The following is a 24,051-nucleotide window of genomic DNA, read 5'->3' as shown; positions in this document are numbered from 1 at the left end:
TTATAATTTATTTCTTTTTTGGTTTAAAAAATAGATAGATCATCATGAACAATGACATAGTGTAACCTAAAGTACTTAATAAAGGCATACCTAAAAAGTTTCTTTGCGAATAAGGTATTGGAGCCGTCATTACAATACTGGAACTCACTAAAAATGCAGCAATGATGATGACTATATTAAGATTGGATGCAGATTCACTTTTCTGTTGAATATAACTCTCCAATCCTTTATGCTCAAAGTTGATTGTTAATTTACCTGTTCTCGTCTTCTTTAAAATATACCTCACTTCCATTGGGAGGTTATAAATTAATGATGAAATCTGATAGAACGAGTAATAAAAGTCTGAGCTTAAATTTTTAAATGAAAATTGTTCTTTTGCTAGCCTTTCAGCATAAGGTTCGATTTCTGGAAGTACTTCTAAATCTGGACATAATACATTTACTATACCTTCAAGTATTGCTAGTGCTCTTAATATTAAAAATATACTTCCAGGCACAGCTAAATGATGCTTGTAGATTATCGTTTGCAAGGCAGTAGTTATTTCAGCCATGGTTGCATCTTCATTACCATGGGTATAATATCTATCCACCATCTCACCTAAGTCTTGTTCAAGCATTTTTGAGTCTTCAATATTCGAATCTCTTGCTATTCTTCTTAAGTGAAGTGCCATACCTCTAGCATCTCCTCTTGACATCGATGCTAAAAAGTTTGCTAAACCAAATCGTTGCTCTTTTGACAACCTCCCTATCATCCCAAAATCAATGAGAATAATAGTTCCATCCGGCCTCACTAACACATTACCAGGATGAGGGTCTGCGTGAAAAAAGCCTTGTTCAAAAATTTGATTTAAATATATATCTACACCTTTCTGTGCGATGGTTTTAGGGGTTAGACCCCATGAAGTAATCGTTCTTATATCTGTAACCTTACAGCCACTTACATATTCCATGACTAAGAGTTTTCTTGTTGTAAACTCTAAATATGCATATGGAATATGAAGGTTTTTATTTTCTTTATTTGCTCTTCTGAATTGAACTAAGTGCTTGGCTTCAATCGTATAGTCTAATTCATTTCTGATACTTTCTTCAAAAGTTTCAATAATTTCATCAGGGTTGAGAATACCATGTCGATTAAAGAATTGATGCGTATGTCTAACAAATTCCCTTAAAAGCCTAAGATCGGTATGAATTTGTTCTCTTGCCCCTGGCCTTTGGATTTTAAGTACGACATCTTTCCCATTTTTTAATCTAGCCCTATGAACCTGACCAATACTTGCTGCTCCTAATGGTTTGTTATCAAAAAATGAGACAAAATCATTTAAGTTCATCCCTGTTTCCTTTTCAACAATCGCCATTGCTTCATCTTCAGAAAATGGGGCAACATTATCTTGCAGCTTTTGAAATTCCTCTATTAAATCTTGAGGAAGAATATCTGGTCGGTTACTTAGTGTTTGAGCAAATTTGATAAAAGTAGGTCCTAATTCTTCTATCACCATTCTAATCCTTTCCGATCGACTATACTTAAGTACCGGTTTGTTATTTCTTTTCCAATCATCAATAGGTACAAACCTATTCAATGATGTAGTTGAAACAACATCTTCAAAACCGTATTTCAACAAAATTTTAATGATCTGCTGAAGTCTTTGGAAATTTTTTACTTTGGTTGAAAAAAGCATTTATACGTTTTAAGAACTACTTTATAGTAATTTCTACTCGAAAAAAAATACGAGGATAATTAAAAATTAATAGTGATGAAACACCTTTTATAAAGAATGAATTCTCACTCCATACAATTTACTGTATACTCTTTTAAAATTACTTTATTCTGTCTGAATTTTTAATAAAATACCCTGTTAAAATAACAAATAAGGCTATAATTAGAAAAAGGAGCCTTCATTAAAGCTCCTTTTTTGTATTAGAATGGATATCCTATTGCTAAATTAAACACGAGTTGATTCCAACTTGGCTTCTTTATCACCCACTGATCACCATCATCTGGTACATAAGGAACCCTTAATGGCATGGCAAAATCAAATCTTAAAACGAAGAACTGCAGATCAATTCTAAGTCCGACACCAGCCCCTAAGGCAAGTTCATTTAAAACATTACCTAATTTGAATTCACCTCCTGGTCTTGTTGGATCTTCAGTAGCTAACCATACGTTACCATAATCAAAGAATGCTGCCAATTTTAGGTATTGATGTAAATCATACCGGTACTCTAAACTACCTTCAATTTTAATATCACCACCTTGTTGACCAAATGATGATCCACTTTCGTCCAAATCGTCTGATGGCTCAAAACTACCAGGTCCTAACGTTCTTGACTTAAAAGCTCTGATTGAGTTAGGTCCACCTACAAAGTACTGTTTCACAAAAGGCAGTGCTGTCGAGTTTCCCCATGGTTTGGAATAACCCACCACAAACCGGGTAGCCATCTCACCTTTTTTAGAGGTTTTAAAATAAAATCTAAAATCGTTGGTTAGCCTAACATATTGTGAGAAAGGATTGCCAAAAATCTCATATTGTCCTGTTTCTGGATTTTTTTCAGCTCCTGTAGCTTGCATCGCTGCATACCAAAGGTTACCTGAAATATCTATATCTCCTTTATAATAAAAGCTTGAGTTCTTTTTTGTTTTATCCCAATGAGGAGCATATTCAAAACTATAATTAGACCCAAGAATAAACTGATTTCTGAATGTTTCTTCTAATGACGGAAAAGCATCACCAAGATCAGTACTATCATTCGATGAGATCGCTTGGAAACTAATAGATATAGGGTTTAAATTATGACGCACAGATTCATTCGTTCTCCAATCAAAACCATATGATGTATTAAAATAGTTCATAGAGTATGAGGGGAAGAAATGATAACGCTTGAACCCTAAACCAAAGTTGGTATATGGAATATAAAAATCTCCACCAGGTCTTACTTTAAATGGAGCAATTACTCTAGGGATCGATAATTTTGTGTCGACACCATACCAGAAGATAACATCAACTCCATTGGATTTTCCACCAAATTGTTTTTGAACACCTGTGAAAAAAGTGACAGAGAATTTTTCAGCTCCACCAAATGTATTTCTATTCTTCCATGTTAAATCTAATTCAGGACCTGTATAACCCGTCGACCAAGTTGACATTGAAAGTTCTGTAGATAATGAATGCAATGTCACTTGTGACATTTTAGCGTTGACATTCATCTTACCAAAATCAGGATCAGTAGTCGGCTTAGGTTCAAACTCCATGTTTACATAACGGAAAACTCCTAAACCTGAGAACTGCTTTAATGTTGCTTGATGTTTATGTCTTGAATAGATATCACCACTTCTTAGCTGTAGTGTTTCATCCAGAATTTTTGGCTTTAGATTGACAGGGTCACCTTTATAAATCACCCCAGTATCCATAAGCACATTCTGATGATTTCTCTTTGAAACATTTAACCCATCTAAATCAAAGTCAGGCTGGATCAAAACTGTATCAATAGAATAAAGTCTTTTTACCTTATCAGGCATTTCTTTAAAATAGGCCTTGACATTTACTGTTCTGTCTTCATTTGCAGAATCGAGATCAAACATCAAATAATTTGAACTAAAGAAATAATAGCCACTATCTTTTAATGCATTGTTTATACGTATTCTTTCGTCTCTAAATTTCTGTAATTGATATCTATCCCCTTTTTCCAAAACGGATTCACTTTCAAGAGCTTTAATCTTTTCATTAAAAATATTCTCTTGTTTCAATACCCATTCAATACTATCCAAACGATAAGGGTTGTCCTTAACATGAACGATATATTTTACAGTAGTAGATTTCGTATCCTTATGATATTCTTCTTCGAAAGATACTCTATTACCAAAATATCCATTATTATCTAAAGTACTCTCAAGCAATTCTGCTGTTTTCTCTGAAAGAATTTTATCATAATATACCGGCTTTTCACCAAAGGTATTGGCCATTTTTTTCTTTAAACCTTTTGGTCTTTTGGCATTTTCTCCTCTGAAGTAAAACCATGCTCCATTTTTTTTATTTGGAGAGACTGAAAGTTTTTCTGTTAGAGTATATTTGAGATCATCATCCACTTTTACAGTATCCTCTTTATCGTACTCGATTCTGGCACCATTGTAAAAAGTCTGATTTTCTTCTAAGTACTTCGTTATACTACAGCTAAAACAAAGTACAGAAGTAAGGCTTATATATAGAAGTTGTTTAATCTTCATTTTCGGATAAAAGTCTCTTTAGTTCTTTTTCTTTTTGATAAAATAATTGGGAGTTGACATACCCTATCTCTTCACCCTCTTCAACTGGTATGCGGCTTTCTGAGTCATCCATTTTTAAAGAATCACTAGGAGTTGTTTTTATGGATGTTGAATCTATTTCCACTTTAGTAGAGTCCGCTTTTTGTTGTGTGGAATCACTTTTTGCAGGAGCCATACCTTGAGATTTTGCAGGTTGCATTCCACCAGAATTTGAAGATGAATCTGAACTTGCTTCCATCATTCCTCCACCAGTATTAGACCTTTTGATCATACCCATCCTTTTACGGATATCCTTTTTCTTATCTAGGTTTCTGATGAACAATTCTCGGCCATGATTATAATCCTTTGTGAAAACAATAGAAACTCCAGTTTTAAATACATCAGGAGTAAAATATTGAGCATCAATGGATCTAAATAATCTATTTTTTAAAGTCCCATCTGTTAAAAGGTTGTATTCTAATAAGAAGTCTGTGTTGAAAGTACTGCTGTTATTATTCGCTTCATTACCATTTACGGCAACTTTTCCACCTACAGATACACTTAATCGATCTTTGAATAGTGATTTTTTTAAGGTAACACCTACATCTGTTCTGTTTGATGAACCTCCGGAAGTTTGTTGTTGGGAATAAGAGTCAACATCAAAATCGACATCAACAAAACCATTCGTAAGGTTATTGGTTACATTATTCAATTGCTGACTGATAATCGAACTTACAGAACCCGTTACCATATCTTGAGTATTCGCTCCATCTCCTCCAGCATCATTTAGGAATGTCCCTAAGATTAGAAGTGAGAAAACTTGTTTATTAAGTTGTGACTCATCCTGATTTAAATATTCTATGGCAGATTCAATTTTGTCACCACCCTGACTTCCTTCAGGATATTCTAATTCAAATGAAAGTTCAGGTTTGATCACATCACCCCTCATATTCATATAAACAATAAAATTTCTTTTTGCCTTGTATTTATTGGACTCACTTGGCGAAATCTGATTGGCCACTAAAGGATAAGGTGAAGTACTCGTTTGATAGATCGCTGTCATATTCGCTTGAGGATTATACGGATCTCCAGTCCACAATACAGTACTTCCCTTTTTCAAAGAAAGCTTTTTATTCATTAATTGATAGAAAGTCATACTATAATCACCTTCTGTCACCTCATATTGACCTGACATTACTAGATCACCACCAGCATCCATTCTTAGGTGTAAAACTCCACCTCCTACTAACGTCAATGCATCACCGGCTCTAGGGTCAATCACTACTTTAAAGGATGATTTATCATCAATGTTTATGGTAGTTTTTAACTCATAATTATGTGTGCTTTTAGCAATAGTGATCGTATCGTCTTCCTGAACAAATTCAATGATATCATCACCAGTATCGATCTCTGCAATACCACCGTCCATATATACATAAGTCAAATCAGTACCCCTAGCTATACGAATCTCAGAGTCTATCATCAAGTGATCGATTGGGCCGTTTATTTTAGTAATATTTCCGACAATCAACTTTCCAAAATATTCTGGATTGTCTTTTGACGTTGAATTAATTACTGTGATATCATCAGCACTGAACTTCAGGTTAAAGTCCATGTCAGTGTAATCTGTTGTATAAATATTACCTGCTAGTAAAGCATATCTTCCATTTTCATCTTTAAAACCAAAATTCTCAAAATGCATCCCCTTATCATCAAAAATCATTTGACCGTCGGTACCTGCCAATTTCAGATTAAACATTTTGACCTTAAAAGTGGGTTCTTGCATTTTAATAGCTCCTTTGATATCCAAAGGTCCGACACCACCACCTTTTACCTTAAGACCTCCAGAAAATCCTCCGTTAAGATCCGATAAATATTCACTGCTTAAAGCTTCAAAAGGATGAATTAGTAAACTATCGATGGTTAGGGACAAATCCAATGGTGCAATCGTATCAGCAACATTAAATGAAGACTCTGAATGGATATTACCGATTGGGCCAACTATTCTGGCATTACTTTCATAGACATTAATGTCATCCGTATTCTTTGCATTGGAAGTTAATGTAGCGAGTATATGGTTTAAAATACCAAAGTCTTCAATTTTGAAATCTGCTGATAACTTTCCCCCTTGTGATATATCTCCAATCTCTATATCTGCATTAACTAATCCATTAACTAATGAGGTATCTGTTGTAACATTATAAGTGATATCATCTAATGAATAATCTATGACTTCAAACTTGTAGACAGTATCTTGTTCGTCAAATTGAGATGAGAAGAAATTAAACTTCTGTCCCTTTTGTTCTAATGTCAATTCATGGATATAGGGTAATCCACCATCTGATAGGATATAGTTATTAGTATTAACGTTCCACTTTTCATCATTGACAATCAATGGATCATCCAATTTAAACCTGTAGGTAGTAGAATCTAATGTTAAGTTTGCACTGGCTAACAACCATTTTTTAGTAAAATCTTCATTCTGACCAACAGTTTTAAAAGTAAGCACATTATCATGCGCCTCGCCTCCAAATTCCCAATTATGGACAGCATAGTCTTCATAACCTAACATTCTCAGTCTTTCGAAACCAAGCTTATAAGCCATTTTTTTACCGTCTGCATGAATCGATACAAAAGTGGAATCCACATCAATATCAGAATACGTCACCCTTGGTACTAGAATATCAAAATCAAAAATATTAGTGGCAGCATCAAAGTTGAAGTCAAATTGTGAGATTTGTAATGAGTCCAAATCTTCAATCGCTCCATTGGTCAACAACTCACTATCCGTCAATTTTAATGATCCATACATTTTACCTTTTGATGGCGGTAATTGACCAATCATTTCTCTTGAAGAAATATACTGGGAGAAATACCTTTCCAAGACAACCGCTAATGAATCTAATGGAATATCCGCTTGCATGTCTCCCTCTAAATGTGGAGCAGAAAGTGCACCTGCAATATGTGTACTGTCTAGTTCTGCATGCAGTTTTACGTAATCATATTTATATTTCTTTGTACCATCGAAATAGTACAAATCTTTAATATCGAGAGTGGTATTTAAATTAGTGATATCGAAACCTTTTGTTTCAGAGTCAATACTCATTCCTATTGTTGCAGTATCTTCTAGGAAGTTTAATTGATTAAAATCGATGTGCTCTATATCACCAATCACAGATGCATAAGGAATATCGGAGTTCATATCAACATTTCCATTCAGGTTAAACTTTGCACCTTTGGAGTTTGTTTTAGCATCCCATTTAACAGCCATCCTATCTACATCAAGATTTACTTTCAACCCACCGTAATCATAATTATTGTATTCAGCTTTTTTTAGGTCGAAAGTGGCTAAAGTCTTTAAATCTTTTTCAACATCAAAACCTTTACCAACAGCAGTAAGATAAGTACTTACTTTTCCTATTGTAGTGTCCTTTAATATTTTTCCTACATTAAGATTATAGGTATTTGTTTTTAATTGATATTCATCTTCATTGAAAAGACTAAAATCTAAATCAAAAGCACCAAAGTTTTCTAAACTTAAAGACATCTCACTACTTACATCCTTTAAGCCGCCTTTTACATGTAACTGACCTAAAATATGCTGGGGTATATTGAAGGCATTTAAAGTTTCTTGATCTACATTTAAATCCAACAGTGTCTTTGTAAAGAAATTTAAGGAATCAATACTCACTTCGTACCTCAGAGAATCTTCACTTAATAAATCTTGAAGATGTAATACTAAATCTGTTTCAATTCCTAAGTCAGAGTTAATCTTTGCATCGGATACTCTCATATCTTCAACAGTCCCTTTTACTTTTAACTTACCATCAATATTATAATCCAAATATGGAGCTACTGTTGAATCTTGTTTTAGGGAAGGATCAAAAATCAATGCATCCTTAAATGAAATATGTGATCTCTTTAAATTATTATCGATCTGAAGATCCTCAATATAGTCTCCTATTAAGTATAAATTACTAAATCGTAAATGAAGATCCGTCAATAAAAAACTGTTATTTATTTCTAGAAGTAATTCTGTTAAGTCTATTTTCTGAGGGCCAACAAATACATAAGATGAAAAGCTTCTAACAAAAACTCCACTTTTTTCTTTTCCTTCGAAGTGTTCAAGATCTATTGTAATTCCAGTGTCTTGTACTTTTATATCTTTTGATTTTAGCTGAAGCTTACTTAGTAAAATATGATTCGGATCAACTCCTTGTTCTAGCCTTTCATACAAATCATCATTAAACTCCAATGAGAGTTGATCTACTTGAACATCGTCTATATTAACATCCCAACCTAAATCCAAAGATGAAATTGGTTTTAATAAAGGAGTAATATTCGTTATATCTTCATGCTTAATAGTGGTATCCGAAACTAGATCATATCGAATAGACGTTTCGTCAAGTTTAAATAGGCCTACTGCTACCTTTTGATCAATCAAATTAAAATGGTGATCTTCTACTAGAAAGTGACCAATAGAAAGATGAGCAGATTCTTTGAGTGGCTTATCGTGATAAACTAATTTGGTATTCTCAATACTTAAAGATTTAAGTACTAAATCGAATGGTACTTCCTCAGCAATTTCTGTTGTATCAGTTTCTTCAACAATATTGCTTGTTGTTTGCCCAAAAACTTCGTAGGAAATATCTGATTTTTTTAAAGCAACTTCTCCAATTTTATATTCAGAAGTATTAAGGTTGATATTAGGGATAGAGGCTGTTAGTTCTCCAAGATTCAGTTTAGCTGTCATCATCTGTACACTATCAGAGTACAATAAATGAATATTTTTTAAGCTTATTTGATTTAAAATAATAGGTGGAATAACAGATGAAGTTGTATCCTCTTCAACCACTACAGTAGAATCATCGCTAGAAAAAGAATCTAGGATGTAATCAAAATTAAATTTACCGTTTTTATAAACGTATATATTTGTTTCAAGACCATTGACCTCAAAATCGTCGATAACGACCCTATCCATAGATGCAGTTTCTAAATCTACATCTAGTAAAATTTCGTCTAATTTCACAAAGTCATTACCATTGGGGTGTTTTAATAAAATTCCATCAATGACTAATGACTTTGGGAAATTTAAAGCGATATAATCAATAGATACCTTGCTATTTGTCTTTGTAGATAAAAATTCTGTGGCTTTGGTAACCACAATATTCTGAACATAAGGAACTCTAAGAATTCCATACACAAAACAGATAAGTAAGACGAATAGAATAAGGATACCTAAAAAAAGTCTTTTGACAGATCCTTTCATTCTCGAAATTAGAGTTAAATATTCGTATGACAGTTTAGGTTATACTAAGAAGTAAATTTAACTATTTTTTATGGTATTACGAGAAGAGAAGAACTTAATTTTTCAGCATTTGTAATTAATACCTTGAGAAACGGGCGTCTAAGATTTTTGACATTTTATCAAAGTCTTCCCAGTTTTCTGAAACATGGAAAATTGTATCTTTATCATTTGCCAGATTTTCTTTATAATCCTTGATGTAATCTCCTGAACTATAGTAATCTGTTAAGAATCGATGAAGCTTAATATCAAAAAGCTCTTTTTCTATAATGCCATCTAAAGTTTCAGCTAAAATTGTTGGTGTAATCTCTTTTCTTTTAAAATAAATGATTTGTGCACCAAACTCATCTTCAAATTCTTCAGAATAAAGATCATTTAAAATCACCCAACCAAAGAAATAACCGATATGAATGTAAGCGTGGTCTAATGAAATATCTTCTGGAAATTCAGGTCCGAAGTAATTTCTAACATTATCAATGATATTATTATCCTGTTCTTGATGTGTAGTCATAACTAGTTTTATCGATGTAAAGTGATTAGATTTGTAATACTTTTTTTCTGATTCAAATGCCTAATAAGTGAATAAGAATGTATACATTTCACTAAATTACACAGATTAGTCATTGTATGGTAATAAATCATACTCATTTTTTAATTCTCTAAGTAATTATGCTTAAAAGTTTCCAAACTCTTTCAATATTACTTCTATATATATCTGTTTTTTTCTCCATAACCGAAACTAAAGCTCAAGAAGCAGTTTTACGGGGTGTTGTAATGGATTCTATCGGAAACCCTGTGGAATCTGCTATGGTTCAAGCAGGAGTTAATCAGAATAATTTTTATCTAACAAATGCGGAAGGTGCTTATATTATCACTATCCCGACAGATACATTGGTTACTGTATTTTTCAATCATCCGTCCTTCTCTCCTAGAGCTTTTGAGGTACAATTATACAAAGACGAGATAAAAAATCTTGACGTCAAATTATTTAAACAGATTTACCAACTTAAAGAAGTTAAAGTTGTCGATAATAAAGAAACCGAAGTGAGACAACAAGCGGGTTCTGTGTTCGTCAAAGGTGAAGATTTAAGAGAAATACCTGTTGGTTATGGCGAATTCACCCAACAACTAGTAGCTAGTGGTGCTTTAGGTATAGCCTCTAATAATGAATTATCTTCTGACTATTCTGTTCGTGGAGGCAGCTTTGATGAAAACCTTATTTACGTAAATAATATTGAAATTTACCGCCCTTTTATTGCGAGATCTGGACAACAAGAAGGTCTAAGTTTTGTGAATAGTAACATGGTTGATAATATTGATTTTTCTTCAGGAGGTTGGGAAGCACAATATGGTGATAAATTATCGTCATCCTTAAATATTGAATACAAAAAACCACTTAGTTTTGAAGGTACTTTAGAAGCATCTTTACTCAATGGTTCTCTTACCTTAGGAGGTGCATCAAAAAACAAAAAACACACGGCAATAATAGGTGCTCGATATAAATCAACTGAATATTTACTGAACACTTTACAAACTGATGGTGAATACAGACCAAAGTTTGGTGACGTCCAATCTTACTTAAGTTTTGACTTATCCGGAAAAGGGAAAAAAGGAAAAACGTATTTAGATGCAATAATGTCTTATGCCGCGAATAGGTATAGTGTTTTCCCTTCTACCCGTAGTACAAATTTTCAGACAGGTGAAGGTATCAGTAATTTAACTATCGCCTTTGAAGGAAAAGAACAATTAGATTACGACACCTTTCAGGGAGGATTAAAATTAATCCATAATTTCAATGATAAATTCACTTCCAATCTAATCACATCGGCAATGGTGACTCAGGAACGAGAAAGAAGTAATTTAGAAAGTGCATATAGAATATGTGATGTGGATGATATTGGAAATGGTGTGAATGACTGTGCTACCGAACAAGGTATTGGAGGTGAATATCAATACTCACGAAATACACTAAAAGCCAATGTCTACACAGTAGAAAACAGAAATTCATGGCTTCTGAATGATCTATTTGATGTTGAATTCGGAGTACAAGCTAAGTTTGAAGAAATAAACGATAACCTTTCAGAGTATCAGTTCCAAGATTCTGCCGATTATGTTATCAGTATTGATGATCAATTAAAGACTGAAAACAACTTGGAATCGCAACGCTATTCTGCTTACGCCCAAAGTAGTTATTACTCTAATAACAATCAACATAAGATGACTTTAGGAGTAAGAGGAACATATTGGAGTGTAAATAATGAAGTTAATGTTTCTCCAAGATTCCAATATTCTTTTAAGCCAGAATGGGAAAAAGATGTTGTATTCAATTTCGCTTCTGGAGTGTATTATCAACCTCCTTTCTACCGAGAAATGAGAAGACCTGATGGTACTCTGAATGAAGACTTAAGGGCTCAAGGCTCACTACATATCATAGGTGGGATCAACTACAACTTTGAACAATGGGGTCGTCCATTCAAATTGATATCAGAAGTTTATTATAAGCATTTATGGAATGTTGTCCCTTACAATATTGACAACATTAGAATTAGGTATTCAGGAGAAAATGAAGGCGTTGCTTATGCTACAGGTATTGATACTCGATTAAGTGGTGAATTTATTCCCGGTACTCAATCATGGATTTCATTGAGCGTTATGAGTACTAAAGAAAAAATTGACAATGATCCAAGAGGCTATATTAGAAGACCTACAGATCAACGAGTTACTTTAGCAATGTTCTTCCAAGATCATTTACCAAATAATCCTACCATGAGAATGAATTTAAGATTTATGTATGGTTCTGGATTACCTTTTGGACCTCCAGACAATCCTGAATTAAGAAATGCATTCAGTGGAGGAAATGATTATATGCGATTAGACCTTGGATTAAATAAATTAATCGCACTGAATAAAAAATCCGACAACCCTAATGAGGAATTCATGAAAAATCTTTCAATTGGTGTCGAAATATTAAATGTTTTGGGCAACAATAACGTTATTTCTTATACATGGGTAAAAACATATGATGGTACACAGTACGCAGTACCAAATACTCTATCCCAGCGTTTTTTCAATGTAAAAATGATTTTGCACCTTTAAAAAAACGTGTATCTTTAAGTTGTCAAAAAAATAGAGAGCTATGCAGGAGAGTGATTTAGTAAGACCTAAAGTAGGACGTTTTTGCAGAACAGAAATCGCCTTTTTAGGAACTTCACCAGGGAAAGTAAAAGAATTAGTATTCAGATTAATTGAAAACTTATCAACTAACTGGAATATAGGATATATTGATTGTGACCACCAAAGTTCGGAAATGGAAAAAGAGTTGGGATTTGATTCTTCAAAGGCCCTATCTCACAAAGCTCGAGTGGAAATAATTGATAAAATCACTTTTTCTAGAGTTGACTTTAGAAAAGCACTTAGTGTTTCTGATAGACATGTTGTATTGAATGATGTTGACGCTGCTTTTATTAATGGAAACCATTTCAAAGCATCTCGACAAGTTCTTATTATTGATAAGGAAAAAACACCTACCCTTCACAGAAAGATTAAAAGACTTAGTAACATACTTTGCATTATTCTTACAGAAGGAACAACAAAAGAAGACATTCCAAGCATTTTATACGATCGTATAAATAATTTAGAACACAAGCCTATCTTTAGTATTGATAAACTTCATTCAATATCTCAATTTATTGAACTTAGTTTTAAAGAAGATACTGGAAATATTAATGGGCTTATTCTAGCGGGTGGTAAATCCAAAAGAATGGGTGGTAAAGACAAAGCAAAAATTAATTATCACGGTACAGAGCAACGTTTCCACATGAAGGAAATTCTCTCTAAGTACACTGTGAATGCATTTATGTCTTGTAGACCTCAACAGTTAGATGATTTTCAAGATCAACTAAATCTTTTACCTGATACATTTACTGATTTAGGTCCTTTTGGTGCGTTATTAACTGCATTTAGACATAATCCTAATTCAGCTTGGATGACTGTAGCAATTGATCTTCCTTTTGTAGACGATCAAACGATCATGCATTTGATTTCTAAAAGGGATCCATCAAAGTTAGCTACACTTTATAAAGCTAAAGATACTGGCGCTCCCCAACCATTATTGGGAATTTGGGAACCAAGAGCATATTTAAAACTTCTTCAAGCATTAGCTTTTGGGAAAAATTCACTTCGTGATATTCTAGAAGATGCTAATATTAAGCTTATTGAACCACTATCAGATCATATGCTTAGTGAAGTTGATACCATGGATGAACTAGATATTGCAATAAAACAACTAAGTCAGCAAAATTCCATTTAGATATTTGCTCAGAATGTTTAGTTTTGTAATTGAAAAATTAACAGAAAAGTCTTGAACAAAGTAAGATTAGAAATATTAGGGCTTTCAGCAAGCCATACATCGCATGGTTCTTTTGCTTTAGTACTTGGAGAAAAGCATGGAAACAGACGTTTGCCTATTATTATTGGTATGTTTGAAGCACAAGCTATTGCATTAGAAATTGAGAAAATTTCTTCAAACAGACCCATGACCCACGACTTATTTAAAAGCTTTGCATTAAAACTGGGAGCTTCGATTAATCACATTCAAATTTCCAACTTAAAGGAAGGAGTCTTTTATGCTGATATACATATCATTACAGCAGAAGGTGAAGAAGTGATATTAGATGCTAGACCTTCTGATGCTGTAGCTATTGGTATTCGATTTAATGCTCCTATTTATGCATATGAGAATATTATGGGTGAGGCAGGTATTCAGGTAGAAGAACTTGAACAGGATGAAGTAGAACATGCTGATGACCTGGAAGAAGATGATGAACTTGAGATTGAAGACTTTGAGGGGTTAGATGAAGACGAGGAAGAAGAAGTCGTTGCTCAAGACCAAGAAGATGAAACAGAATATCAAAATCTAAGTATTGATCAGCTCAACGCATTGTTGCAAAAAGCTATTGATAACGAAGATTATATGAAAGCAGCCTCGATTAGGGATGAAATTACTAAAAGAGGATAAATAAAAAGGCTTATAGTTTTAATCCAACTATAAGCCTTTTTTTATTGAGTAACTTCACTTTCTGTTACTTGTTCAGTTGTAGTATTTTGATCATCAGTTAATGATGGATCTAAGTCTTCTTCTTTAAATTCTTTTGGTGATGGTAAATCTTTCAGAGTATTAATCCCAAAATATTCAAGAAACCTATCCGTAGTTCCATAAAGCATTGGTCGACCGATGGCATCAGACTTCCCTTTCATCTTTATTAATTCTCTGGATAAAAGTTTCTTCATTGCATAATCACAACCTACTCCTCTAATCTTTTCAATCTCCCCTTTTGTGATTGGCTGACGGTAAGCAATAATAGACAAAGTTTCCAAAGCAGATTTTGATAGTCTTTTCTTTGACCTATTTTTTAACAAGGCATTGACTATCTTACTGTATTTCTGTTTAGTCATAAAACAATAACCATCTCCACTTTGAACTAATTCGTACGAGTGGTTTTTATGACTGTACTTTCTTTTTAATGTATCAATTGCTTTTAATACATCTTCTTTGGATACGATCTCTTCTTCAACTCCTTCTTCTTTTATATCATCAAAAACCTGTATCATTTCATTAATACTAATTGGTTCGTCGGAGATGAAGATCATTGCTTCTATTGCACTTTGAATATTTGTTTGGTCCATCATAAAAAAATTTGACACTCGATATTACCTACCAAGTGCCATAAAAATACTTTTAAAAGAAGTAAAATTAATTTCTTTTCAATTTCGCTTCAATGGAATGTTGTGTATGTGGTACGGCTCTTAATCTATCTTTAGAAATAAGTTTTCCAGTATCTACACAAACCCCGTAAGTGCCATTTTTAATTCTGACTAACGCTTTTTCTAACTGCTGCTTGTATTTCATAGCTCGGGCAGCATAGTGGTTTAACTGTTCTTTCTCAAAAGCATCAGCACCATCTTCTAACGTTTTCCCTCCAGTGTGATTAGAGTCCTGACCACTTGATTCTTTTTTTATTGATTGCTTCAAGTGCTCGAGTTCTCTGTCTGTTTTATCTAGCTTTTGGCGTAATAGGTCTTCAAACTCTACTAACTCCTCAGCTGAATATCGTACTTGTTCAACTGCCATAATTCTAATGCGGTTAAGGTTAGTGATGATACAAAGTTAATAAAATTGAAATAGAAAAAATCATACCAAGCAAAGAAAGAACTAAAAATAAACTCAACAAACTGTTTTTAAGGGATAAAATTGTATAAATTGAATATTATTATTCCTTAATATTTCTATCTAAATGGCAGACGATATAAAAAAAATCATACAAGATAATTTATGGCCAGATATAAAAAAAACGGCTTCGAATGATAAATTTAAATATTACACTCAACATTTAACCCAAAATCAAATACATCAATTTGACTTTGAAGTTAAAAAATTCATAAGTACATACGATATAACAAGGAAGGGAATAATTGCATTTAATATATTTCACTTGTACATGGATTGGCCCTTCTCTACTCTGCTCATTGGAGGATCTTTATATATGTTATATCATCAATCACAAAGACTTAAGAACCTGCCTGATCTAATTTTCTCCAAAATTGGAGGAGTATTGCCTTATAAAAAGAATAATACTTACGAAAAGAATGATGATAATTATACCTATGACCCATCAAGAATTAATATTAATGATATTCAGATAGGTTTTCTTGTTGATTACAACCTCAATACTTACCACGCAGTAGATCACATACAGTACGTTCTTAATAAATCGCATAACGAAGAAAGAATACAATTAAATTCCGGTATTGATGAATTATATCTATTCAAGATTAAGAATACATCCAATCACTCTGTAAAAATTGGACAAAAGATAAATATCTATGCAATTTCTGACAGTCTAGATACTGACATCTTCTTAAACCAAAAACCTAAATCTATTCTGAGGTATAAAGAAAAATCCTATTTCAGAGATAAAGAAACCAGAGGAAGCATCTACTCTTTTAGAACAAATAAAACAGTATCGAAATTTGTGAAATGGGATTATTGGGATGAAGAAAGAACACACTTCTTAAGCATCATACAAAAGGATGTGAAAAACTTCAGTGCTTTTTATGGAAAGATAGTTTCAGATTCCGCTTTCTCTGAAATCTTGCCCAAGAAATAATTTTGGTATTTATATTTAAAACCAAAACAAAGGTCAATACTACTTTGAAGGGCTGATATTTGGGCTCGAAATTATAGTGTAGAACTAATTATTTTAATATCTTAAAATGATGGAGTATTTGATAAACAATCATACGCTATCAATCCAGTGTTTATTGAGATTAAAAAGAAGGTGAGATTCTTTGTTTTACTAAAAATGAATGTTAAAAAAAGTTAGCTATCATTAAGTAGCTTCTACCCCCAAAAAAATATATTATTTTTGGGTTACTGTTGTTGAAATTAAACTATTTCATCAACTTTAGGAAAGAAAAAAATTATATAAAAAATATATGGTACTAAAGGCAGATAATTTAATCAAGCAGTACGGTAAACGTACAGTTGTAAATGATGTTTCTATTCAAGTTGAGCAAGGAGAAATTGTTGGTTTATTAGGACCGAACGGAGCAGGTAAAACTACTTGTTTCTATATGATCGTTGGTCTGATTAAGCCTAATAATGGAGAAATTCATCTTGATAGTGAAAATATCACAAGCCTTCCTATGTTTAAAAGAGCAAAAAAAGGTGTTGGATATTTAGCTCAGGAGCCTTCAGTATTTAGAGGATTAACAGTTGAAGAAAATATCATGCTTCCTTTAGAAATGGAAAAAATTTCTAAAGATGAGAAAAAGAAGCGTGTGGATGGATTATTAGAAGAATTCTCATTAACTCATGTTCGTGACAACCTTGGTATGTCACTATCAGGTGGTGAAAGAAGAAGAACTGAGATTGCAAGAACACTTGCTACTAACCCTAGTTTTGTACTATTAGATGAACCTTTCGCAGGTGTTGACCCTATTGCCGTTGAAGAAATCCAACGAATAGTATATAATTTAAAAAAGAAAAATATTGGTATTCTAATCACTGACCACAACGTAACAGAAACACTATCAATTACTGATAGAGTTTATATCTTACAAAGTGGAGTTGTATTCAGAGACGGTACACCAGAGCAATTGATCAATGATCCCGAAGTACGTAAAGCCTACTTTGGTGAATACGCTGAGTATAAAAAGAAAGATTTCTCTGAGTAAGAAATATAGATTAGAAAGGATGCTCAGAGATGAGTATCCTTTTTTTTATCTAGAAATTTTACTTTTCATGACCCAAACTGAATTCCAATTTTTTTAATAATCCTTTTATTGGTTTAGTGGTATGGAATTACTATCATCTGCCTTTAGTTGGTTCTCTAAGAGACGAATGCATCAAATTGAGTATTTCATGTCTCATCCAATTGAAGTGCAAGAAAATTTATTTAAAGATTTAGTATCCAGTGCAAAGAACACTGAGTATGGAAAAAGATATAATTTCTCATCCGTAAATAATATTTCTACTTTCAACAATTACGTTCCAGTTTCAACTTATGAAGATCTTTCCGATGATATCGAAAGAATGATGAAAGGTGAACAGAACATCCTTTGGCCAACGAAAATTAATCAATTTTCTAAATCCTCAGGTACTACAAATGCTAGAAGTAAGTTTATTCCTGTTTCGAAAGAAGCATTAGAAGATTGCCATTACAAAGCTGGTAAGGATCTTATGACACTTTACATCAACAATTACCCAAACACTAAAATGATGTTCGGTAAGAGTTTAGGTATTGGTGGATCCTATCAGAAAAGTAATTACAATGAAAATACTATCAGTGGTGATGTATCGGCAATTATCATGAAGAACCTTCCCTTTTGGGCGGAGTTCATGAGAGCACCAGAAATTGAAGTTGCTTTGATGGATGAGTGGGAAAGTAAGATTGAAAAAATTGCAGAAACTACTATTGATAAGAACATCACAAGTATAGCCGGTGTACCCACTTGGACCTTAGTTCTTATTGAAAGAATTTTAGAGAAAACAGGTAAGAAAACTCTTCATGAGGTATGGCCTAATCTTGAAGTTTTCTTTCATGGTGCTGTTGCATTTGGCCCATATCGTAAGACATTTAAAAATCTCATTGGTAATCCAGAAATGAATTTCATGGACGTCTATAACGCTTCTGAAGGTTTCTTTGGAATTCAAGACACTACCAATGATGACGAAATGCTTTTACTATTGGATTATGGTGTTTTTTATGAGTTTATCCCAATGGATGAGTTCGGCAAAGAACAACCCAAAGTAGTTCAATTAGCAGATGTAGAAATTGGTAAAAACTATGCGATCGTCATCTCTACCAATGCAGGACTTTGGAGATATTTAATTGGAGATACAGTACGTTTTACTTCTAAGTTCCCTTACAGAATCAAAATCTCAGGTAGGACAAAACACTTTATCAATGCATTTGGAGAAGAAGTAGTTATTGAAAATGCAGAGGAAGCAATAAAGGCTGCTTGTCTTCAGACAGGTGCTGAAGTTCGGAATTTTACTGCAGCTCCCGTTTATTTGGAAAGTGGAAAAAAAGGCGGTCATGAATGGGCAATAGAATTTAAAATTCAACCGAATGATTCATCCGTTTTCATTCAAGTTCTTGATGATACTTTACGAAGTGTCAACTCAGATTATGATGCCAAACGTTATAAAGATATTGCACTAGTGGCTCCAAAAGTCCACTTTTTAGAGCAAAAATCTTTTTATAACTGGATGAAAGGAAGAGGAAAGTTGGGCGGTCAGAATAAAGTTCCTAGATTGGCAAATCATCGGGAGTATATTGATTCATTATTATCTTCCTTGAAATAATATAACAGACTAAACATGGCAAATACTGCAATTTTATTAATGCACTGCCCTGACCAAAAGGGCATCATTTCATATACAACACAATTTATCCATGAAAATCAGGGTAATATTGTTTATTTAGATCAGTACGTAGATAGAGAAGAAAATAGATTTTATATGAGAATTGAATTCGACTTGGATTCATTTCTAATTCCTAAAGAAAAAATTAAAGACTACTTTTCAACTCTATTGGCTCAAAAATATAATATGACCTTCAAGTTGTATTTTAGTGATCAAAAACCTAGAATGGCTCTTTTTGTGACTAAAATGTCTCACTGTTTATATGATATTTTATCAAGAGCTGATTCTGGAGAATTACAAGTTGATATCCCATTAATTGTCAGTAATCATGAAACTTTAAAAAAGGTAGCTGATAAATTTAATATCCCGTTTTACCACTTTGAAATGAACAAAGCAAACAAAGCGGAACAAGAGGAAAAGCAAATCCAATTAATGGGAGAATTAAATATAGATTTCATAGTATTAGCAAGATACATGCAAATTTTATCTTCAGACTTTATTGAGCATTTCCCCGACAGAATTATCAATATACACCATTCTTTCTTACCTGCATTTGTTGGAGCTAAACCATACCATGCCGCGCATGAAAGAGGTGTTAAGATCATAGGTGCTACTTCACATTATGTAACTTCAGACCTAGATGCAGGTCCAATTATTGAGCAAGACGTTGCTAAAGTTAGTCATAAAGACACTGTCAAAGAATTGATCAGGAAAGGTAAAGACTTAGAAAAGATTGTATTATCCAGAGCATTATACAAACATGTCAATCGTAAACTACTGACATATAAAAATAAGACAATCATTTTTGATTAATAAAAAAGGGAGTAGAATTTATAAGTTCTACTCCCTTTTTATGTTATATCTATTATAAAATTATAGTGAGATATCCATAATTTCAAATTTCATGATTCCTCTTGGTGTTTGAACTTCTGCGATATCCCCTAATTTTTTACCCATTAAACCTTGAGCGATAGGTGAATCTACAGAGATTTTGTTTTGTCTGACATTAGCCTCTTTTGCAGAAACCAAAGTGTAAGTCATAGTTGTCCCGTTTGGAGCCTTGATTGTAACCTTTGATAAAATACCTACTTTTGAAGTATCAAGCTTTGACTCATCAATAACTCTAGCATTTGCTACTAAATTAGTTAACTCAGCAATTTTGGCTTCTAAGTGACCTTGGGCATCTTTAGCTGCATCATATTCTGCGTTCTCACTTAAATCACCTTTATCTGTAGCTTCTGCAATTTGTCTTGCAATATCTGATCTTCCTTTAGTCTTTAATTCATTTAGTTCATCAGTCAATTTTTTTAGGCCTTCACTAGTATAAAATGTTGTCTTAGACATATTTATTAATTCTTTTATAAAATGAAAAACGATCCAATGCTTAAATTAGACCGTTGTCGTTGTCGATTCGAACTACAAATATAATTCGATCTTCTTAATATATGAAATATTTTAATTTTCTTCTAAGTTTTTAGGAGTTTTACCAGCCACAAAAACAGCACCTATCAATACCACCAACAACAAGATAGCTGTTAATTCAAATCCGAAAATATACTTGGTCATAAACTCAACACCCAGAGCTTCTACTACTGACCTATCAGGGATAGTATAATCTTGATCAATGTTCTCTTGAAGAATTGCATAGGTTAAAGTACCAAAAGAGATTAACCCTAAAAACAATCCAGGCATGATCCTTTTCGAACCAATTGAAACACTATTGTCTTTTGTGTTTTTTGTATACATCACTCCAAAAAGTAAGAGCACCAATACACCACCTATGTAGATCATTACTTGAGTAATAGCAAGGAAATCTGAAGCTGATAGGACAAATAATCCGGCTACACTTAACAATGATAACAATAGAAATGCTGCATTATGAATCACATTTTTTGAGATAAAAAGTGCTACACTTGTGATAAAAATGACAGCAATAAATAAGTAGAATAAAATTAACTCCATTATTTTTTAATTACTCTTGGTTTAAATTTCGGCTTAGCTGCTTTTTTTGCAGTTGTAGGTTCAGCCTTAGGCTCTTCAACAACTTTTTTTGCTGCTTCCATTTTAGCAGCTTTCTTTCTTTCTTGTTCTTTATTGAAAAGCTCTTTTTTCTCTGTCACTTCTTCCTCAGACATATTTGCGAAACCATAAGTAAGGCTTCTCATGTCTAATTCACTAAAATCATATGATTTAGTCATGGTTAGACATTCTGTAGGACAAACGTAAGTACATAATCCGCAAAACATACATTTTGCCATATCTATATCAAACTTAGCAGCATAGATACGTCTTGGAGTACCATCAGATGTTTCTCCTATAACATCAGTACTTAGTATTGGATCGATTTCGATACAATCAACAGGGCAAATTTTTGCACATTTATCACATACAATACAATCATCAATTTCAAGATCCAGTTTATATCTTCCATTGTCTGGTACAGGAAGAACTTCTTCAGGATATTTTAAAGTAACGATAGAGTTTTCGTGATTAAAATATTTATCATCAGAAGCCGTAGTATCATCTCTTCTCTGATTTTTTAATGAATCTTTTAGGTGATCCATTGATAGCTTTAATCCATGAAGTGATGTTTTGACTGCTTCAGATATATTTCCAAAGTATGTACTATTTGCTCCTTTTTTTTGGTCCATTCGCAAATCTTAATCTAGTTTGTTACAAAGTTATTAATTCTATAGTTATATATTAGCTATTTTTGATAAAATTGTCTTGAATCTTCAATTTCCTAATAAAACTAATCATTCTTGTTTTTGTTATATAAAGCAGTAATTAATTAATAAGAGAATATATTTTTGATTTGTATATTCATAATCACACTTTTAAGAAATTATATGAGCATCATACTCGAAGAATTTACAAAATCTTGGGTCTCTCCATCACAATATGATTATTTATTAGAAAATGGATGGAGACATTTTGGTGAGAATTTTTTTAGATATAACATAAACATATATAACAATGAAATTTGTAATGTTCTTCCTCTTAGAGTTAGAATTGAAAATTTTCATTTAACGAAATCGCAACGTAAAATATTAAGACGTAATAAAAATTTCAATTACAAAATTCAGAAGGTAAACATAGATGAAGAAGCAGAACAATTGTTTTCTATTCATAAAGAAAAATTCGTAGACAATGTCCCGAATTCAATTTTTGACTTCTTGTCGGAGAAGAATCCTACTAATGTACCTACTTCTGTTTATGAGATAAGAATTACTGATCAAGAAAAAACAATTGCAATTAGTTACTTTGCTATTGGTGCTGAGGCAATTTCTTCCATTTATGGAATGTTTCATCCAGATTATGCAAAATATAGTCTAGGTATTCTCACTATGTTATTAGAAATAAAATTCACTAAAAGTAACAACCTATTATTTTATTATCATGGCTATTGTTATGACGTCCCCTCCTTTTATGACTACAAAAAGAAATTTTCTAATCTAGAATATTATCAATGGGATAATAATAAATGGGAACCCTATTTAGTTGAGCAAGGAGTTAATACAATGAAATAATTCATCTTCTTGATCAAATAGAACCTTTGGTAAGATAGGCATCACAATAAATTTCAATTCTGATTTTGTTGTGATGTCTTTTAATTTTACTGCATCTTTTTCTGTGATCACAACTGTTGAACCTTTAGGTAACTCATTCTCGATTCTCTCTATTGTTTTCTCAGTAAATGAATAATGATCTCTAAATTTATAATGCTTACTAATACTTGAATATTTTTCAACTTCTCTAATTAGTGGGTTTGGATTTGCAATACTCGTCAATAAAATCACTTCATCCGGCAAATTTACTTTCTTCTGATTATGTAGACTGTATGGTTCACCATAATAGATTGAAGTAAAGAAAACATTCCCTTTTGAGTATTTCTTTGATTGAGAAATAAACTCTTCTCTATTAGATTGATCAAAACTCTCCTCATCTACCTTAGTGAAAATGATGATCTGAGCTCTTTCTGCACCTTCTCTTCTTTCCCTTAATCTTCCATAAGGAAGAACATGATCTTGAAAAAATGGCTTACTAGAATCAGAGAGCATAATATTCACATTTCTTCCTATTGCCCTATGTTGGTAGGCATCATCAAGAATAATTAATTCTGTGTTTTCAAAAAAGGGAACACCCATTACTCTTTGTTCAGAAACTACAACTTCAACATCATCGTATTTAGAATGATATTGCATCGGCTCATCTCCAATTTCTTTTGCAGTAGAGCTCTCATGGGCTCTTATGGGCCCTTTCGTTTTACGGCCATAACCACGACTCAGGACTCCTACTTTCTTATTTTCTGAATAATACTGAATTAGAAACTCTACAAAAGGTGTTTTACCAGTACCTCCTACAGATAAATTTCCAACAGAAATAATTGGCAAATCAAAATTGAATGTTTTTGATGCATTATTATCATAAGACTTATTTCTTTGATAAGTTATAGCATCATATATCACAGATAAGGGTTTCAATAGAAAATTCATACTCAAAAATAAAAAAAGCAGCTGAGTAATTATTACTACTCAACTGCTTTAATAAAAATTCACAAGAAGTGAACCTAGTATATTTT

18 protein-coding genes are annotated in these 24,051 nt (G+C 32.7%); 8 read left to right on the top strand and 10 right to left on the bottom strand.

All coding sequences use genetic code 11. The features are described 5' to 3' along the window. Positions 1–7: 7 nt before the first annotated feature. The 4 genes from HGP29_RS14540 to HGP29_RS14525 all read right to left on the bottom strand — a co-directional run bounded on the left by HGP29_RS14540 (position 8) and on the right by HGP29_RS14525 (position 10,052). On the bottom strand, positions 8–1,675 hold the full coding sequence (locus HGP29_RS14540) for an ABC1 kinase family protein (RefSeq protein ID WP_168883146.1): 1,668 nt from the start codon (positions 1,673–1,675) through the stop codon (positions 8–10). A gap of 239 nt (positions 1,676–1,914) precedes the next feature. Next, positions 1,915–4,218, bottom strand: coding sequence for a translocation and assembly module lipoprotein TamL (gene tamL, locus HGP29_RS14535; RefSeq protein WP_168883145.1), 2,304 nt, complete (start codon positions 4,216–4,218; stop codon positions 1,915–1,917). After that, complete coding sequence (locus HGP29_RS14530) at positions 4,208–9,505, bottom strand: translocation/assembly module TamB domain-containing protein (RefSeq protein WP_168883144.1); 5,298 nt, start codon at positions 9,503–9,505, stop codon at positions 4,208–4,210. The genes tamL and HGP29_RS14530 overlap by 11 nt, the downstream gene beginning before the upstream one ends. A gap of 115 nt (positions 9,506–9,620) precedes the next feature. Continuing rightward, entirely contained in the window at positions 9,621–10,052 is a 432-nt protein-coding gene (locus HGP29_RS14525; RefSeq protein ID WP_168883143.1) for a DUF7832 domain-containing protein, read from the bottom strand. 263 nt (positions 10,053–10,315) lie between these two features. On the opposite strand from HGP29_RS14525, the gene HGP29_RS14520 reads away from it, so the two are divergent. Genes HGP29_RS14520 through HGP29_RS14510 form a run of 3 tightly spaced genes read left to right on the top strand, consistent with a single transcriptional unit; the run spans position 10,316 to position 14,558 of the window. Continuing rightward, positions 10,316–12,637 (top strand): TonB-dependent receptor plug domain-containing protein, encoded by a 2,322-nt coding sequence (locus tag HGP29_RS14520; protein ID WP_168883142.1) that lies wholly within the window; start codon positions 10,316–10,318, stop codon positions 12,635–12,637. A 40-nt stretch (positions 12,638–12,677) separates the two neighbouring features. Beyond that, positions 12,678–13,850 carry an NTP transferase domain-containing protein gene (locus HGP29_RS14515; RefSeq protein ID WP_168883141.1) on the top strand — a complete coding sequence of 391 codons (1,173 nt, stop codon included), beginning with the start codon at positions 12,678–12,680 and terminating at the stop codon, positions 13,848–13,850. 51 nt (positions 13,851–13,901) lie between these two features. After that, entirely contained in the window at positions 13,902–14,558 is a 657-nt protein-coding gene (locus HGP29_RS14510; RefSeq protein ID WP_168883140.1) for a bifunctional nuclease family protein, read from the top strand. A gap of 41 nt (positions 14,559–14,599) precedes the next feature. Here HGP29_RS14510 and scpB read toward each other — a convergent pair whose 3' ends face one another. Both scpB and HGP29_RS14500 read right to left on the bottom strand, forming a co-directional pair. After that, the gene (gene scpB, locus HGP29_RS14505; RefSeq protein WP_317169946.1) at positions 14,600–15,229 is read right to left on the bottom strand and encodes an SMC-Scp complex subunit ScpB; all 630 of its coding nucleotides are present in this window, start codon (positions 15,227–15,229) and stop codon (positions 14,600–14,602) included. 64 nt (positions 15,230–15,293) lie between these two features. Next, a complete protein-coding gene (locus HGP29_RS14500) occupies positions 15,294–15,671 on the bottom strand; it encodes a TraR/DksA family transcriptional regulator (protein ID WP_168883139.1) in 378 nt (125 codons plus the stop codon). 367 nt (positions 15,672–16,038) lie between these two features. Between HGP29_RS14500 and HGP29_RS14495 the strand changes: the two genes are divergently transcribed. The 4 genes from HGP29_RS14495 to purU all read left to right on the top strand — a co-directional run bounded on the left by HGP29_RS14495 (position 16,039) and on the right by purU (position 20,282). Then, positions 16,039–16,707 (top strand): DUF4178 domain-containing protein, encoded by a 669-nt coding sequence (locus HGP29_RS14495; RefSeq protein WP_168883138.1) that lies wholly within the window; start codon positions 16,039–16,041, stop codon positions 16,705–16,707. Between the two features lie 328 nt (positions 16,708–17,035). Further along, positions 17,036–17,776: an LPS export ABC transporter ATP-binding protein gene (gene lptB / locus HGP29_RS14490; protein WP_168883137.1), complete on the top strand. Its 741-nt coding sequence runs from the start codon at positions 17,036–17,038 to the stop codon at positions 17,774–17,776. 121 nt (positions 17,777–17,897) lie between these two features. Next, positions 17,898–19,409 (top strand): GH3 auxin-responsive promoter family protein, encoded by a 1,512-nt coding sequence (locus HGP29_RS14485; protein WP_168883136.1) that lies wholly within the window; start codon positions 17,898–17,900, stop codon positions 19,407–19,409. Positions 19,410–19,424: 15 nt separating this feature from the next. Beyond that, entirely contained in the window at positions 19,425–20,282 is an 858-nt protein-coding gene (gene purU, locus HGP29_RS14480) for a formyltetrahydrofolate deformylase (RefSeq protein WP_168883135.1), read from the top strand. A gap of 60 nt (positions 20,283–20,342) precedes the next feature. Here the strand turns inward: purU and greA are convergent, their stop codons facing one another. The 3 genes from greA to HGP29_RS14465 form a co-directional block, all read right to left on the bottom strand. Further along, the gene (gene greA, locus HGP29_RS14475) at positions 20,343–20,813 is read right to left on the bottom strand and encodes a transcription elongation factor GreA (protein ID WP_168883134.1); all 471 of its coding nucleotides are present in this window, start codon (positions 20,811–20,813) and stop codon (positions 20,343–20,345) included. 111 nt (positions 20,814–20,924) lie between these two features. After that, on the bottom strand, positions 20,925–21,431 hold the full coding sequence (locus HGP29_RS14470) for an NADH-quinone oxidoreductase subunit J family protein (protein ID WP_168883133.1): 507 nt from the start codon (positions 21,429–21,431) through the stop codon (positions 20,925–20,927). Next, entirely contained in the window at positions 21,431–22,120 is a 690-nt protein-coding gene (locus tag HGP29_RS14465) for a 4Fe-4S dicluster domain-containing protein (protein WP_168883132.1), read from the bottom strand. The genes HGP29_RS14470 and HGP29_RS14465 overlap by 1 nt, the downstream gene beginning before the upstream one ends. A gap of 198 nt (positions 22,121–22,318) precedes the next feature. Here HGP29_RS14465 and HGP29_RS14460 point away from each other — a divergent pair, with 198 nt between their 5' ends. Then, positions 22,319–22,999 carry an arginine-tRNA-protein transferase gene (locus HGP29_RS14460; RefSeq protein ID WP_168883131.1) on the top strand — a complete coding sequence of 227 codons (681 nt, stop codon included), beginning with the start codon at positions 22,319–22,321 and terminating at the stop codon, positions 22,997–22,999. Here HGP29_RS14460 and lpxK read toward each other — a convergent pair. Beyond that, positions 22,967–23,965 (bottom strand): tetraacyldisaccharide 4'-kinase, encoded by a 999-nt coding sequence (gene lpxK, locus HGP29_RS14455; RefSeq protein WP_168883130.1) that lies wholly within the window; start codon positions 23,963–23,965, stop codon positions 22,967–22,969. The two genes, HGP29_RS14460 and lpxK, sit on opposite strands and share 33 nt — an antisense overlap. Between the last annotated feature and the right edge of the window lie 86 nt (positions 23,966–24,051).

Source organism: Flammeovirga agarivorans (assembly GCF_012641475.1).
Lineage (GTDB): Bacteria > Bacteroidota > Bacteroidia > Cytophagales > Flammeovirgaceae > Flammeovirga > Flammeovirga agarivorans.
This window is presented reverse-complemented; position numbering and strand designations above follow the sequence as displayed.

Coding starts and splice junctions, on each gene's coding strand:
- HGP29_RS14500 (WP_168883139.1), bottom strand. CDS start 15,671: ATGGCAGTTGAACAAGTACGATATTCAGCTGAGGAGTTAGTAGAGTTT.
- HGP29_RS14465 (WP_168883132.1), bottom strand. CDS start 22,120: ATGGACCAAAAAAAAGGAGCAAATAGTACATACTTTGGAAATATATCT.
- HGP29_RS14525 (WP_168883143.1), bottom strand. CDS start 10,052: ATGACTACACATCAAGAACAGGATAATAATATCATTGATAATGTTAGA.
- HGP29_RS14485 (WP_168883136.1), top strand. CDS start 17,898: ATGGAATTACTATCATCTGCCTTTAGTTGGTTCTCTAAGAGACGAATG.
- HGP29_RS14460 (WP_168883131.1), top strand. CDS start 22,319: ATGAGCATCATACTCGAAGAATTTACAAAATCTTGGGTCTCTCCATCA.
- HGP29_RS14470 (WP_168883133.1), bottom strand. CDS start 21,431: ATGGAGTTAATTTTATTCTACTTATTTATTGCTGTCATTTTTATCACA.
- lpxK (WP_168883130.1), bottom strand. CDS start 23,965: ATGAATTTTCTATTGAAACCCTTATCTGTGATATATGATGCTATAACT.
- tamL (WP_168883145.1), bottom strand. CDS start 4,218: ATGAAGATTAAACAACTTCTATATATAAGCCTTACTTCTGTACTTTGT.
- scpB (WP_317169946.1), bottom strand. CDS start 15,229: ATGATGGACCAAACAAATATTCAAAGTGCAATAGAAGCAATGATCTTC.
- lptB (WP_168883137.1), top strand. CDS start 17,036: ATGGTACTAAAGGCAGATAATTTAATCAAGCAGTACGGTAAACGTACA.
- HGP29_RS14515 (WP_168883141.1), top strand. CDS start 12,678: ATGCAGGAGAGTGATTTAGTAAGACCTAAAGTAGGACGTTTTTGCAGA.
- HGP29_RS14540 (WP_168883146.1), bottom strand. CDS start 1,675: ATGCTTTTTTCAACCAAAGTAAAAAATTTCCAAAGACTTCAGCAGATC.
- HGP29_RS14520 (WP_168883142.1), top strand. CDS start 10,316: ATGGATTCTATCGGAAACCCTGTGGAATCTGCTATGGTTCAAGCAGGA.
- greA (WP_168883134.1), bottom strand. CDS start 20,813: ATGTCTAAGACAACATTTTATACTAGTGAAGGCCTAAAAAAATTGACT.
- HGP29_RS14530 (WP_168883144.1), bottom strand. CDS start 9,505: ATGAAAGGATCTGTCAAAAGACTTTTTTTAGGTATCCTTATTCTATTC.
- purU (WP_168883135.1), top strand. CDS start 19,425: ATGGCAAATACTGCAATTTTATTAATGCACTGCCCTGACCAAAAGGGC.
- HGP29_RS14495 (WP_168883138.1), top strand. CDS start 16,039: ATGGATTGGCCCTTCTCTACTCTGCTCATTGGAGGATCTTTATATATG.